The sequence below is a fragment of the Alkaliflexus imshenetskii DSM 15055 genome, assembly GCF_000517065.1.
GTDB classification, from domain to species: domain Bacteria; phylum Bacteroidota; class Bacteroidia; order Bacteroidales; family Marinilabiliaceae; genus Alkaliflexus; species Alkaliflexus imshenetskii.
In genome coordinates, this window is sequence record NZ_KI912105.1 from 3,297,877 (window position 1) to 3,311,624 (window position 13,748).

Consider the following 13,748-nt stretch of genomic DNA (forward strand, 5'->3'; position numbering starts at 1 on the left):
TGCTGTGGTTATTTATTTGCTGTTGCGGGCGTTGTCGGCTGCTTTGAGTTTTTCCAGATAGAGTTGGTGGTGATAGCTGCCTTCTCTTATCAAGGGTCTGCCACACTGGCGGCAATTGTGTTCGCGGCACGGGGTTTTCTGTTCATGAATCACGCGTATTTGGCAATACACACAAATGCAGTTGCCATCGCATTCATTGTAGGGCATCATTTTGTGTTTTTTGGTCAATACGTTGTATATTGTTTGATTGGCAGTAGTAGCATAACTCGCAGTTTTTCAGTGATATGGTCAATTTGTAGCAATCCTCGCATCTATACCAAAACTCATTAGTGTGAAAATGTCCGCCATCAAAAAATATGGCTTTGCCTTCTACAAAAGCTTTGGCTACTGTTTTTCTGGCTTTTTCATAGATGCGTGTGAATGTAGGACGTGATATGTTCATTCTTTTGGCGGCTTCTTCGTGGTTTAATCCATCGTAATCAGCCAAACGGATGGACTCATACTCTTCGTAGAGCAATACTTCGGGTTCCAGCTGCTGCATGGGTATGCCAAAAGGGCGAAAACCCTCCATGAGTGGAGGGTTCGTGACAAGTCGTTTGCGTTTTGGCCTGGGCACCTTATTTCTGTATGGCTTTAAATACCTCTTCTTTAGACAGCGGTTTGGTGCAGAAAAACCAATCATAACATTTGATGTTGGCATCTTTACCTTCCACCCGTTCTTTGGCGGTACCGCATGATCCGGCAGGGGGCACAATGAGGTCGTCGCCCGGCTGCCAGTCGGCAGGAGTGGCCACTTCAAAGGCATCGGCAGTTTGCAGGGCAATAATAACCCGTTTAAGTTCATCAAAGTTTCGTCCCAGCGAAAGTGGGTAATAAATGATGGTTCGGATTTTTCCTTTTGGGTCAACAATAAAAACGGCGCGCACAGCTTTGGTGTTACTTTCTCCGGGCTGAATCATACCATATTTCTTTGAAATCTCCATGGTAATGTCCTCGATAAGGGGGAAAGTTACTTCTACATCTTTCATGCCCTTATATTCAATCTTTTCTTTGATGGTGCGTAACCATGCAATGTGGCTGTAAAGACCATCCACTGAAAGACCTAACAGTTCGGTATTCAAACTCTTAAATTCTGCCTGCATAGAGGCAAATGTCATAAATTCTGAGGTGCAAACGGGCGTGAAATCGGCCGGGTGACTAAAGAAGATAACCCATTGACCCCTATAGTCGTTTGGGAATTTGATAGTGCCCTGGGTGGTTACTGCTGTAAATGATGGTGCATCTTCACCAATACGTGGCATGGCAATTACTTCTGGTTCTTGTTCCATAACGCTAATTTTTTTAGTGGGTTTTGACTGTTCTAACAAATTTAATTAATATAGAACAAATGTTCAAAATAAATATCTGATGATCAATCAATTCTTATTGTTTGATTTTATGGCGTATAACAAATACAAATGATGATGCCGTTTTGATGTTGCTGCAATTCTTCTGTGGTGAATTAGAGATTTTTTGAAGTATTGGCCGATATCCCTATCGCCATTAAAATTTCAAAGTGTATTTCACATACGGTATTGGGAATGGGAAGAGGCTGAGTTGTTTCAGTTTTCGTTGTGCTGCCCCTGGTTCGGCATTTTCATCAGAGGCAAAATAAAGTATAAACGGGTTTTGTCGTCCGTAAAGGTTTATTATGCCAAGGCTCCAAATTCTGGTTGTTGAAGGGTTCTCTTTCGTGAAGTTGAAACCCACATCGAGCCGGTGAAAAGCAGGCATGCGGAAAGCGTTTAGACTGCTGGCATTTTCTGAATATCCTGACGATGACACTGTTTGTTCACCAAAAGGATAGTCTGGTGCGAAGAATTTTTCGGAGGGTAAGGTTACGGGTGTGCCGCTGCCGAATTGCCACATTATACCTCCATCAACCTGTAGGTTAAAACGGTAGTTAAGCGATAGGTTCAAATCGTGCCTGCGATCAAATCTGGCAGGGAATGAGCGTCCCTGGTTCAGGTCATCAAACCGGTTGGTGGTGTTGGCATAGGTGTATCCCAGCCATCCGGTAAGGCTGCCCTTGTTTTTCCGGAACAACAACTCGGTACCGTATGAGATGCCTTCGCCACCGGTGAGTTTGTCTTCCCACTCTGTGCTGTAATCAAAAAAACCGGTACTCTCCTTATAATGAAGCAGATTGTATAGCCATTTGTAATATATCTCGGTGCTAAGTGTGAATGTTTGCTGGTGATCAAGCGCCCACTCACTGCCAAGGGATACCTGTCGTGAACGCATTGGTGGAATTTTATCGGTAACAGGCAACCACAAGTCGGTTGGCAGTGCCACGTTTGAGGAACTTACCATGTGGATATATTGCGACATGTGGTTGTATGAACCTCGCAGATTCCATGTTGGTCTGAGTGCGTAATTGATGGCGAGCCTGGGTTCAATGGATTGATAATATTCACTTTTGCCTTTGAAAAGGATAAACCGGCCACCGGCATTGATTCGCAGTCTGCTGCCAATCATAAATTCGTTTTCGGCATAGGCGTGCAGCTCGCTGCCAAGAAGTTTCAGATCGCCAATGGTTGTATCCAGTGGAAAGGTGGTGTTTACGCTCCGTTTTATTATATCCACGCCTGGATTAAAACTGTGTCTGATGCCGTTAAAACCAAACTTTATAAGATGGTTGCCAACCGGAAAATAGTCAAAATCCATCTTCACACCTAAATCTCTTATACCGCTCAGATATCTTTGTTCATAGCTATCCCATTGGTTGTTAAACTGGTTGTTGCGCTGCACCCCAATAAAGAATCGATAATCGGAATATGTGGCGGTGAGGTTACTGAAAAGCTTTGGTGTGATGACAAAGTTCCATCTGAGTGCCGTAACAAAGTTACCCCAACCGGCATTGTTCTCATCGTTGATGGAGGTCGTTACTTCACTGTTTTGGCCACCGGTATCATCAGATGAAACATCCTGATAATTGTAAGTAGTGAAGTATTTGTCTCTGCCCAGATAGGCGCTAAGATAGAGTCTGTGGCGGGGATTAAATGTGTGGTTGAATTTGGCATTGAGATCATAAAAGAAGTAGTTGGTGGTTTCGTCGCGGCCACGCTGAGCCAGACCGGCTATGGCATCGAGGTAGGTTCGTCGGAATGAGACGGCAAAGCCTGATTTGTCTTTCACCACCGGCCCGTTAACCGATACGCCCGATGAAAGAAGTCCGAGGTTTACCGTGCCATTTATTTGCTCGTTGTCGCCTTCAATCATTCGTATGTCTATTACGGAGGAGAGTCGTCCCCCGTACCTTGCGGGAAACCCGCCCTTCATTACAGAAACATGACGCACGGCATCGGCATTAAATATTGAAAAGAATCCCAATAGGTGACCGATGTTATATACAGGCACATCGTCGAGCAATATCAGGTTTTGATCCGGCCCGCCTCCGCGCACATATAAACCGCTGAAACCCTCGCTGCCGCCTTGTATTCCTGGCAGCATCTGGATGCTTTTTACCAGATCTGTTTCGCCAAGAAGGGCAGGGGTGCGCCTGATTTCTTCAATTGGCATCATGATGGCACCTGTTCGTGTAAGATGGGTGAACTCATAATTTTTTTGCCCAATCACGGCAACTTCGCTCAGTTCGATGGATGCCTGCAACGAAAAATGAATGGTGGTATCTCTTTGAAGGTTGAACTCCACGCTCTGACTGCCAAAGCCGACAAAAGAGGCGTTAAGTGTATGTTGGCCGGGCGCCAGAGTAATGCTGTAAAATCCATAGTTGTTGCTGGTGGTGCCGGTGCCGGTTTGCAGATTAAAGATATTGGCATATGGCAGACGTTCCTGTCCGGGTGATTCACGTACATATCCGTTCACCACAAATCTTCGTTCACTAAGTTCCTTTGGCCTTAAAATTATCCTGTTGTCGCGAATAACCCAGGTAAAGCTGCAGTTGGCAAAGAGATCCTGCAAATGCGCCAAAAGAGATTTTTGCTCCCGGCTTAAGGTCATATTGTCTTCAATGCAGAGGCGTGTGCTGTAAGAGATTACCCATCCCGATTTGGTCTCCAGATGGCGGATGAGGTCTCTTCCACTACCCGAGATCATGTCCGGACGAACCGTTGGCGTAGGGTCACCTTGTGCCAACAACGAAAGCGAGGCTGTTCCCCATAAGAGAACAACCCCGCATAATATTTTGATTGTATGTGATATTCGGGTTTTGTGCGGGAGCATTGATTAACTCAATTTTAGCTCCCTAAGTTAGTCAGAGATTATTAAAGTACCGTTTTTTAGAGCGAAATTTTTCTGGAAATGAACCGACAACTCTTCAGTGATTTCATCCAGATGCTGTCCTTTAAATCGGGTTGTGACTTTTATATTACTCTGGTTATAGATAATGACATCATTGATCTCGGGAAAATGGTTACGCAATGCTACGGAAATATCGCTAAGCGATGCTTCGTTGAATTCGAGCAGACCCGTTTTCCAGGATATGAAATTGTTGTTGGTTATAACGCCTTTACCCATAACCTTTGCATTGGCAATGGCCCATTCACCGGCATATATTTGGTTGCTTTCTCTTCGGTTTGAGAGGTTAACAATACCTTCTGTCACATTTAGTTCAATCAGCCCATCGGCGCGTGTACCATCAAGATGGAAGGCAGTGCCCAAAACATTTACCGATACAGGACCAACCTCTACTTTAAATGGTTTTTCAAGGTCTTTTGCAACTTCAAAATAGCCTTCGCCTTTGAGGGCTACATGTCTTTCGGGTCCAGCAAAAGCATTCCTGAACTTTAGCGATGAGTTGCGATTGAGGTAAACAATACTGGCGTCGGGGAGTACCAATGAATCGGAGGTGGCTCCTGTTTCAAACACCACCCAACGGCCATAGCCAGGCACATTCCAATAAACCCATAGACTTGCCGAAACCGAGAATACCATAATGATAACTGCTGCAGCACGCAAAAAGAAAGCGAATGGTGAGGCTTGTTTCTTGCCAAATCCGATACGTTGACGTATCAGGCTCCAGTCTTTCTCTAGCTCAGTGGAAGAAATGGCTGTCTGTTCCCAGATGAAGCGGATTTCGTTGAAATGCTGCTTGTACCGGGCGTCGGATTTCAATAACGATTCAATTGTCAATGCTTCCTCATGGGTGCATTCCCCATCCAGATATCTGACAATCAAATCTTCATTATAATAATCAGTAGAACCCATAAGTCTTGTTCAAATACAATTTCTTGAGTGAATTTCTAGTGAAACTGAATGACATTGAAGAAGTTGGGAGCCTTAGCAGTGATGCTTGGTTCAGTGACCGGCGTTTCTTCCATCACCTGAACAGCGGTTTCTTCATTTTGCACGGATTCCATTACAGGAGTTTGCGCTTCTGTTGGCTCTCCGGCAAATAGTTCTGCAATTAATTGAAGTAAAAATTCCATAACAATATGGTTTTTTTGTGTTTATAGTGTTTATAAGTTGTGCATTTTCATTGCCTACTGGCAATGGCTTAAATTCCCCTTCTGCCTCTTCAAAATATGTGTCATCTTAGTATATGACAACCAAAGGGTGTGTCACACGTATTCGGAATGTGTGTAAAAGTGTTTTTAGAAAGAATCTAAAATACAAAAAGAGCACCCAGTAAAATAAGTGCAGGCGGAAGTAGTTGGTTCTTTGCCAGTTCCTCCCTCAGTTTCTTTAGTGCTTTGCTGATTTGAGTTTCAACGGTGCGTTTGGATATATTGAGTGTTTCTGCTATCTCCTGGTTGGAAAGTCCTTCATTCCGACTCATCCTGAAAATACGCCTGCATTGGTCTGGCAGCTCGTCAACCGTGACACGGATGACCGCTTCCAATTCTTCAATCTCAATGTTTAAGCTAGGTGTTTCAATTTCGTCGCCGGCATCAAAAATGCGCTGATGATGCTCTTTCTTCATCTTGTCGCGTTTAATGAGGTTAAGGCAACGGTTGCGAACGCTCTGATGCAGATGGGCATTCAAACTTGTATGGATGGTGATCTCTTCCCGTCGGTCGAAAAGCATTACAAAAACATCCTGCACCACACCGCGCGACAGATCCATGTCGGTCAGCATCCTATTGGCAAAGGCCACTAACTTACGGTAATAAGCATCGAAAAGATGCCGGTAAGCCCTTTCATCGCCACGTTTTAATGCGGCAAGAAGCATGGCATCGTCAGAAAGGTTGGCGCTTTTGGACATGCGAATGGTTTCCCTGTTTATGGTATCAGTTTCAATGGTGTTCAAAGTTACGTTTTGTTTTGGGTTGATGGGTCGGTTTTGTTGAGGATATAAACGATTTGGACATTGATACATCCTGCCTGTTCAGCCCCTCGCATTCAATACACAAAAATATAGCTTTTTGTTCAGTTGCACATCTATTATTTCGCCGAATGGAAAATATTGATGCTGAAAACCCATAAGGGATGCTTAAGATTTGATTTAAAAATTGTTATCTCAGTCATGGCTGAGATTCATCATTTTTTTCTGTTTTTTTAGATGTCATAGGTTGCTGATAAAGGTAAAATATATATCTTTGCACCGTCTTTAAAAAGGACAAAAAGTTCGGGATGTAGCTCAGTCCGGTTAGAGTACTCGTCTGGGGGGCGAGGGGTCGGAAGTTCGAATCTTCTCATCCCGACAAATCCAAGTTTAAAGAATATCAAAACCCTGCAAATCCTATGATTTGCAGGGTTTTCTGTTTTTTGTGATTTAATTCAAATTGATTTATTTACTCGTTTTTGTTTTATTAAATATTGTCTTCGTGAATGCCTCGCATTTCAACAAAAATGAGAACCAGAAGGTGAACCAAATGATTGATTAATTTTAGTTCACCAGATTACTGCAAACCGCGTCAAATAAGAGGTTCGTCGAGTGAGGTTCAATTAGGTTTGGAATGATTTGGGTGTTTTTAGGTGAACCAAACGGTGTCCGTTCACCGAAACGAATTCATTTAATCTCAAACACTCTAAATTTGAATGCTTCCATTCTACTAATTATCTCGTTACATCACATACTGCTGGGGAAACCCGGCTTTTTTTGTCATTTATCGAACATGATTGGTTATTAGTCAAATCTGTTAAAGTTTTTAAGTTTTTTTGTTTAGTTTTAAAATGTGAAATTATAATGTGATTATCTATCTCTGAATTCATGGTTATACGTAATTGGTGGAGGTGGATTTTGGTGTTTATTGATAATATATATAGGAGTTACCAAATATATAGTTTGTGATCGGCTAACTGAAATTTATTCTTTTTACTAATAATAGTGATTTATGAAAAAATTTACTTTCTTGTGTTTTCTATTTAACATCTGCTTCATTTTACAAAGCAATGCTCAATTTACACTACTAACAGATACTTTAAGAGGGTTGCGGAATGGTGGCATAACCTGTACCGATTTTGATTCTGATGGCGATTTGGATATACTTACCTTTGGGAATGATACTTTAGCTAATGTTTACTCCTCATTCTATAGGAATGACAATCTAGTCTTTAATGAATTTAAAATTGATGCTTTTCCTGATTTATACGATGGTGCTATTGATTGGGCCGACTATGACAATAATGGAAAAATGGATTTGGCACTTATTGGCTGGTCTCCAGCAGATGGGGGTGTTATTAGTAAAATTCTGACATTCGATTCTGTTTTTGTAAACTCCAACATTGAGCTTCCAGGGATCAGTAGAGGCGCAATTGATTGGGGCGATTTTAATAATGATGGTTTATCAGATATCCTTATTGTGGGTCAAGATATTCATAGCAATTCAATTACAAAATTGTTCGAAAACAGAGACTCTATATTTTCAGAAATAGATATTTCATCAACAGTTACTGGTGTCTCGTTTGGTAGCGCCTCATGGATTGATTTCGATGGTGATGGACTATTAGATTTTTTAATTACCGGTGTTACAGGACAAGCGCCAGAAACAGGACCTCCAATTACTCAATTATATAAAAATACAGGAGATGGTTTTACATTGGTTTTTGATTCATTATTTGAAGGATTATATTATAGCTCGATTGAATGGGGTGATGTCGATAATGATGGTGATCCTGACCTTTTACTTACAGGGATAACCGCAGATAATCAGTTTTTTACAGGTTTATATCTCAATGATATTAATAATTTTCGTTTAATCGAAACCTCCTTGCCAAATGTCGGTGAGGGCTTTGCTAAATTTGGTGATTATGATAACGATGGCTATTTGGATATTTTAATCTCAGGACGTGTTCAGGAATTAAATGAATGTATTTTTAGAGTTTACGCAAACGACTCCCTGAAATTTGAACAAGTGTTTGAAGGACCTGGGGTTAGTCAATCTTCAGGCTGTTGGGCCGATTTTAATAATGATGGATTTTTGGATATAATTATTAATGGGCAAAAGAGTGATATGGGACTTATTGGAGCTATTTACTTGAATGATGGACACAATAAAAAAAGTAGTAATGCTTTTACGGCAAATGATGCTCCAACTGTTCCCACTAATTTAGCTGTAGAAATCAATGGCAATAAGGCAGTATTAAAATGGAATCCAAGTGAGGACAATTCTACTTCAGCGAAATCATTATCCTATAACGTAAGCTTACTTAAAGAAGGACAAATTATTATACCCTCATTGAGTAACAATTATGGTGTTCGCTCATTGGTTGAATTTGGTAATGCTGGTATGTTAACGTTTTTTAGAACCAGTCAACTTGCTCCGGGTAACTACAGTTGGTCAGTTCAATCAATCGACAATTCTTACTTAGCATCATCATTTGCTCCCTTCGTTTCGTTTACAATTCAAGAACCACCCGTATCAATAATACCAACGAAACTTAAAAATCAAGATTTGGAGATTTACCCTAATCCAGCAAGTACGATCTTGTATTTCAATTCTCCTTCAAGAATATTACAAATTAATATCTATAGTTTGAATGGCACGTTGATTTTTTCAAAGCATAATATAGAAAATGAAATGAGTATTGAGCATCTTAAAAAGGGTATATATATTTTAAAAATCGACAGTGAAAATGGTTTTCATAATAAGAAACTGGTAGTTAACTAAATTTTATAATCAAGGGTTGCTATAAAATTGCAATCCTTGATTTTTTCGAATGTTGATTATTCTCTTAAATATAAATGAAATACGTTCGCTAGTATATAGGAATATCAGCAGTCGCAACGCTCTGAGATAATTCCAGGTTGAACGACATCCCGTCAGGACTACAGCTGGCAACTATGGACTTTTTGTCGGTTTTTGATGTTATAGGCAAGATCGCCTATGTTGCGATTAAGCTGTTTTTAACCTTTTCGGTTTAAGAGAAGAGTGGTATTTGTGTTTCAAATGTTGAAAACAAGCTACTTTTGGGCTATAAACCCGTCGTCAAGGCAATACGATGTGGAACAGAAGAAAAACGGAGCAATGACACCCATTTTAAGTTTAAAAATAGTGAGCAATAATTATCCATCCTGGAATCAATAAAACATAGCAGAGTTTAACTGAAAGCCAACTAAGAGTTAGCCGGAAGGCTTAAAACAAACAGGCAACACGATCAAATTTAAATTAAGTAAAATGGGATAAAGTCATGTCAATTAAACAAGAATTTGAATTTATTGGAATGCAAAAAGCCAGCGAAGCTGTTGCTTATACGTTGAAAGAAATGACAAGATATGCTCAAGCTGGCATGACCACAAAAGAACTTGACAATTTTGGAGCTAGAATACTTTCTGAATTTGGTGCAAACTCGGCTCCTTTTTTAACTTATGGATTCCCTGGTTATACTTGTATTAGTCTTAATAATGAATTTTGTCATGGAATTCCTTCTGACATGAGAGTTTTGAAAGAAGGTGATTTGGTTAATATTGATGTTTCTGCGGAATTGAATGGATTTTGGGCGGACAATGGTGGTTCATTTGTTCTTGGTGAGGATATTAATCAACATCAGGAATTAGTAGATGCTTCCAAGCGCATATTAAAGTTAGCAATTGATAGAATTATAGGTGGAGTGCGAATTTCTGATATTGGGCACTTAATAGAAAACGAAGCAAGAAAGAGAGGATTCAAAGTCATTAAGAATCTTTGTGGACATGGAATTGGCAGAAGTTTGCACGAACAACCTGATGAATTACTTAATTATAGAAATCAATTTGACCAAAGAAGATTTAAGAAAAACAGTGTAGTAGCAATTGAAACATTTATCTCAACAACTTCAACCTATGCTGATACATTAAACGATGGATGGACAATGGTAGGGAACAAAGGAGGATTTATGGCTCAACATGAACATACTATAATTGTTACAGATGGATATCCGTTAATTTTAACTGAAATGAATGATATCTGGAATTGATAAACAGAATCTAGTCCGAACTATTAACACGCATTATATCCAATGGCGGGCGCAGTGATAGCTTGAAAGCGTCTGCCCCGCATCAGTTTTTGTAACGGCAGAAAGTGATGACGGCCAACAATCCCCAATTTCATATATGTGGTCGTTGCCAACAAGGCTAAGAAACATCCTACATGAAAGAAACTGACCTAAATCTTAAATAGCTAAGCCTCTTATTTAAGAAATTTGGCAAATAATTAAATAGGGTTTATCTTTATTTAAAATTTTACCATGAGACAGTTTAAATCTGGACAATATATTAGTCAAGGTTATTATAAAAGCTTCCAGCCGGAGTTTATTAACAGGCAGTTGCAAGTTGATAATATGGAAATATTGCAATTGTTAAGCCAAGCTGATAGAGAACTAGGACGATTGGACATGTATTCAAAGTATATTCCTAATATCGAATTGTTTATCAGTATGCATGTTTTGAAGGAAGCGACACAGAGCAGCAAAATTGAAGGAACTCAGACAAATATGGATGAAGCCCTTTTAGAGAAAGAAGACTTGCCATTAGATAAACGTGATGATTGGGAAGAGGTTCAGAACTACATAAAAGCAATGGAATGGGCTGTTGAGCACCTCGATAAACTTCCTTTTTCGTCACGATTAATAAGAGAAACTCATCGTGTGTTGCTTCAAGGTGTGCGAGGAGAAAAAAAACAACCCGGTGAATTTCGGATTAGTCAAAATTGGATTGGTGGGGCAACAATAAATGACGCAGTATTTATACCTCCAGTTCACAGTTCAGTACCTGACCTAATGAGTGATATTGAGAAATTTATTCACAACGAAGAATTTCATATACCTGAATTGCTTAAAATAGGGCTGGTTCATTACCAATTTGAGACAATTCACCCTTTTCTTGATGAAAATGGTAGAATAGGACGATTAGTAATTCCGCTTTATTTGGTTAGCAAAGGAATATTACAAAAACCTGTATTGTATTTGTCTGACTTTTTTGAACGAAACAGACAATTATATTATGATAACTTAACAATCGTAAGAGAAAAAAATGATTTAGGACAATGGTATAAATTCTTTCTTGTTGGAGTGATTGAAACTGCTAAAGATGGAATTGTCACTTTTGACAATATACTACAGCTTCAAAAACAAATTGATATTGACATCCAATCTTTAGGAAGTAGAGCTTCAAAAGCAAAGAAAGTGATAGACTACCTGTATAAACGCCCAATGATTACAGCGGATAAGGTTAGTAAGATAGCCTCGATTTCTATGCCATCATCGTACAAATTGATTTCAGATTTAGAGAAACTTAAGATATTGAAAGAAAAGACTGGAGGACAAAGAAGTAGAGTATATGTGTTTGATAATTATTTAAATTTGTTCAGATAATGCCCCGTTGGCACAAGCAAAATAGCAAGGGGCTGGGATTATGTTGTTATTCAACATGCTGCTCCGCACTGGCGACTGTAACGGTTGATAAAGACGCAACCCGCATTCCGCCTCTTGCCATATTCCTACATGTTTACGCACAGACTTTATAACAACAAAATCACATGGATTTAAAAGAATTACAGAGACATATTAACCAAGCGATGAACGAGCAGAACAATCGGCCTATTCCTGAATTCGAAGGATATTCACCTTTTGAGATGCACAAGATTCTGCATTTTACTTTCGCAGCCGAAAGTCCATTGAAATTACAAAAGCTATCCGACACAGATTATAAAAGAATCCCGATTCTCAACCAGATTAAGTACTTGACAGACCTGATTGATAAGAATGGTGATATAAAACTAACAAACAAAGGATTTCTGCCGACAAAAATGATTGCAGATCTTTATGAACAAGGATTCCTTAAAGATGCATATATCGATAAAGGGATTTCTAAATTATACAAAGAGACAGAGTCGATGACTGTAAATCTTACACGGATTTTGGTTGAACTTGCAGGATTAACTAAAAAGAGGTATGGAAAACTTAGTTTGACAAAATCAGCCCAAAAGCTTCTTGGGGATAATGAAGCGTTATTGCGACAAATATTTTTAACTTTTGCAAACAAGTTTAACTGGGCATATTATGATGGATATGGTGAGAACCAAATCGGACAACTTGGATACGGTTTTTCTTTGATTCTGCTTTCAAAATATGGACAAACTAAACAACTTGATTCTTTTTACGCTGAGAAATATTTCAAAGCTTATCCAAAACTATTAGATTCGATTGAGCCAACTCGCGGAACTCTGGAAAATTATGCATCAAGGTGTTATTCAATTCGGATTTTTGACAGATTCTTGGATTATTTTGGGCTGGTCAGAATCGATGAGGATAAGAAGGGGCTTGATTCGACAAAATACATAACAAAGACAGATATATTTGACAAATTAATAAATGTACGACTACACAACAAGGTATATGGCAAATAGGCGTGATGGTGCGTATCATGCGATTGGCAGGTTTTTTTTTAATGTGATTTAATTCTGATTCAAATTGATTTATTTAAAGTGCGAAGCAGACACAATTAAAATTCATTTTTCACGTTAATGAATAAATGTTTAATGTAAAACCGTTTATTAAAGGTGTAAACATTTTGCCTGATTCGAAGGAATGGATGTTCTTTTACCGCTATTGCTTCGCTTTTTTATTTGCCATAAATCTCTGAACCCAAAAAATCAATATGAGTAGATCTACAGTAATATTTTTTCAGTCGATAGTTGTGCTTATGGGCGTTATGGCAATTTATATTTTGATTCAGTATCCGTTGATTGAGGGAAGAATGCAAAATTTAGACCTATTAAGCATCTATTTAAATCCATTGGTTTTATACGGATATGCATCGTCCAGCGCCTTTTTTGTGGGGTTGTATCACGTATCAATCTGTTCATATATATTCAACAAGATAAATTGTTTACGCCAGACGGGCTGAAAGCGTTAAGAATTATAAGGTATTGTGCCTCTTAGTACATGACAAAACAGTTAAATAATTGAAAATCAATTAAATAATAATCTAAAGCATTTGGATAAAACCTTGATATTCAGTATATTACAGCTGATTACCACATCTTTTGTACTATACGTGAACACCAAGGTTGATAACAAATATAGCGAATTAATCCAACTGTTTAAAGAAACGACCGGATGGCATAAAGCACGGGTAAAGTGCACGATTTCAATTGTTTGTGCAATGTGCAAGTTGCAAACGGTTTCGTTCGTAAAGCTTGCGCAAGGATTTGAGGGACAGGCAACCTACGAATCGAGCCATCGACGGGTGCAACGATTTTTCGCCGAGTTTCTTATAGAGAGGCGTTTACTCGCCCGGCTGATATTTGCTCTTTTGCCCTCTAAACCGCCCTACCGCTTGAGCATGGACAGAACCAATTGGCAATTTGGGAGCTTGGATATCAACA

At 39.4% G+C, this 13,748-nt stretch carries 11 protein-coding genes and 1 tRNA gene; 5 read left to right on the forward strand and 7 right to left on the reverse strand.

Features of this window, described 5'->3' with window-relative positions:
* Positions 1-12: 12 nt before the first annotated feature.
* The 7 genes from ALKIM_RS19665 to ALKIM_RS0113880 all read right to left on the reverse strand — a co-directional run bounded on the left by ALKIM_RS19665 (position 13) and on the right by ALKIM_RS0113880 (position 6,250).
* Positions 13-210 carry a hypothetical protein gene (locus ALKIM_RS19665; protein WP_084555893.1) on the reverse strand — a complete coding sequence of 66 codons (198 nt, stop codon included), beginning with the start codon at positions 208-210 and terminating at the stop codon, positions 13-15.
* Entirely contained in the window at positions 194-616 is a 423-nt protein-coding gene (locus ALKIM_RS0113855) for a DUF134 domain-containing protein (protein ID WP_044117967.1), read from the reverse strand. The genes ALKIM_RS19665 and ALKIM_RS0113855 overlap by 17 nt, the downstream gene beginning before the upstream one ends.
* 1 nt (position 617) lies before the next feature.
* Positions 618-1,328: a peroxiredoxin gene (locus ALKIM_RS0113860; RefSeq protein ID WP_044117968.1), complete on the reverse strand. Its 711-nt coding sequence runs from the start codon at positions 1,326-1,328 to the stop codon at positions 618-620.
* Between the two features lie 214 nt (positions 1,329-1,542).
* Complete coding sequence (locus ALKIM_RS0113865; protein WP_044117969.1) at positions 1,543-4,224, reverse strand: TonB-dependent receptor; 2,682 nt, start codon at positions 4,222-4,224, stop codon at positions 1,543-1,545.
* Positions 4,225-4,251: 27 nt separating this feature from the next.
* Positions 4,252-5,208 carry a FecR domain-containing protein gene (locus tag ALKIM_RS0113870; RefSeq protein ID WP_026475171.1) on the reverse strand — a complete coding sequence of 319 codons (957 nt, stop codon included), beginning with the start codon at positions 5,206-5,208 and terminating at the stop codon, positions 4,252-4,254.
* Between the two features lie 35 nt (positions 5,209-5,243).
* Complete coding sequence (locus ALKIM_RS0113875) at positions 5,244-5,429, reverse strand: hypothetical protein (RefSeq protein ID WP_026475172.1); 186 nt, start codon at positions 5,427-5,429, stop codon at positions 5,244-5,246.
* Between the two features lie 176 nt (positions 5,430-5,605).
* Entirely contained in the window at positions 5,606-6,250 is a 645-nt protein-coding gene (locus ALKIM_RS0113880) for an RNA polymerase sigma-70 factor (RefSeq protein ID WP_235714419.1), read from the reverse strand.
* Positions 6,251-6,569: 319 nt separating this feature from the next.
* Between ALKIM_RS0113880 and ALKIM_RS0113885 the strand changes: the two genes are divergently transcribed.
* From ALKIM_RS0113885 to ALKIM_RS18640, 5 genes are all read left to right on the forward strand, one after another.
* Positions 6,570-6,644, forward strand: a tRNA-Pro gene (locus ALKIM_RS0113885).
* Positions 6,645-7,277: 633 nt separating this feature from the next.
* Positions 7,278-9,053: a T9SS type A sorting domain-containing protein gene (locus tag ALKIM_RS0113890; RefSeq protein ID WP_026475174.1), complete on the forward strand. Its 1,776-nt coding sequence runs from the start codon at positions 7,278-7,280 to the stop codon at positions 9,051-9,053.
* 520 nt (positions 9,054-9,573) lie between these two features.
* Positions 9,574-10,338: a type I methionyl aminopeptidase gene (gene map / locus ALKIM_RS0113895; RefSeq protein ID WP_026475175.1), complete on the forward strand. Its 765-nt coding sequence runs from the start codon at positions 9,574-9,576 to the stop codon at positions 10,336-10,338.
* 270 nt (positions 10,339-10,608) lie between these two features.
* Positions 10,609-11,733, forward strand: coding sequence for a Fic family protein (locus ALKIM_RS0113900; RefSeq protein ID WP_026475176.1), 1,125 nt, complete (start codon positions 10,609-10,611; stop codon positions 11,731-11,733).
* A 164-nt stretch (positions 11,734-11,897) separates the two neighbouring features.
* Positions 11,898-12,767 (forward strand): hypothetical protein, encoded by an 870-nt coding sequence (locus ALKIM_RS18640; protein ID WP_052345573.1) that lies wholly within the window; start codon positions 11,898-11,900, stop codon positions 12,765-12,767.
* Positions 12,768-13,748 lie beyond the last annotated feature (981 nt).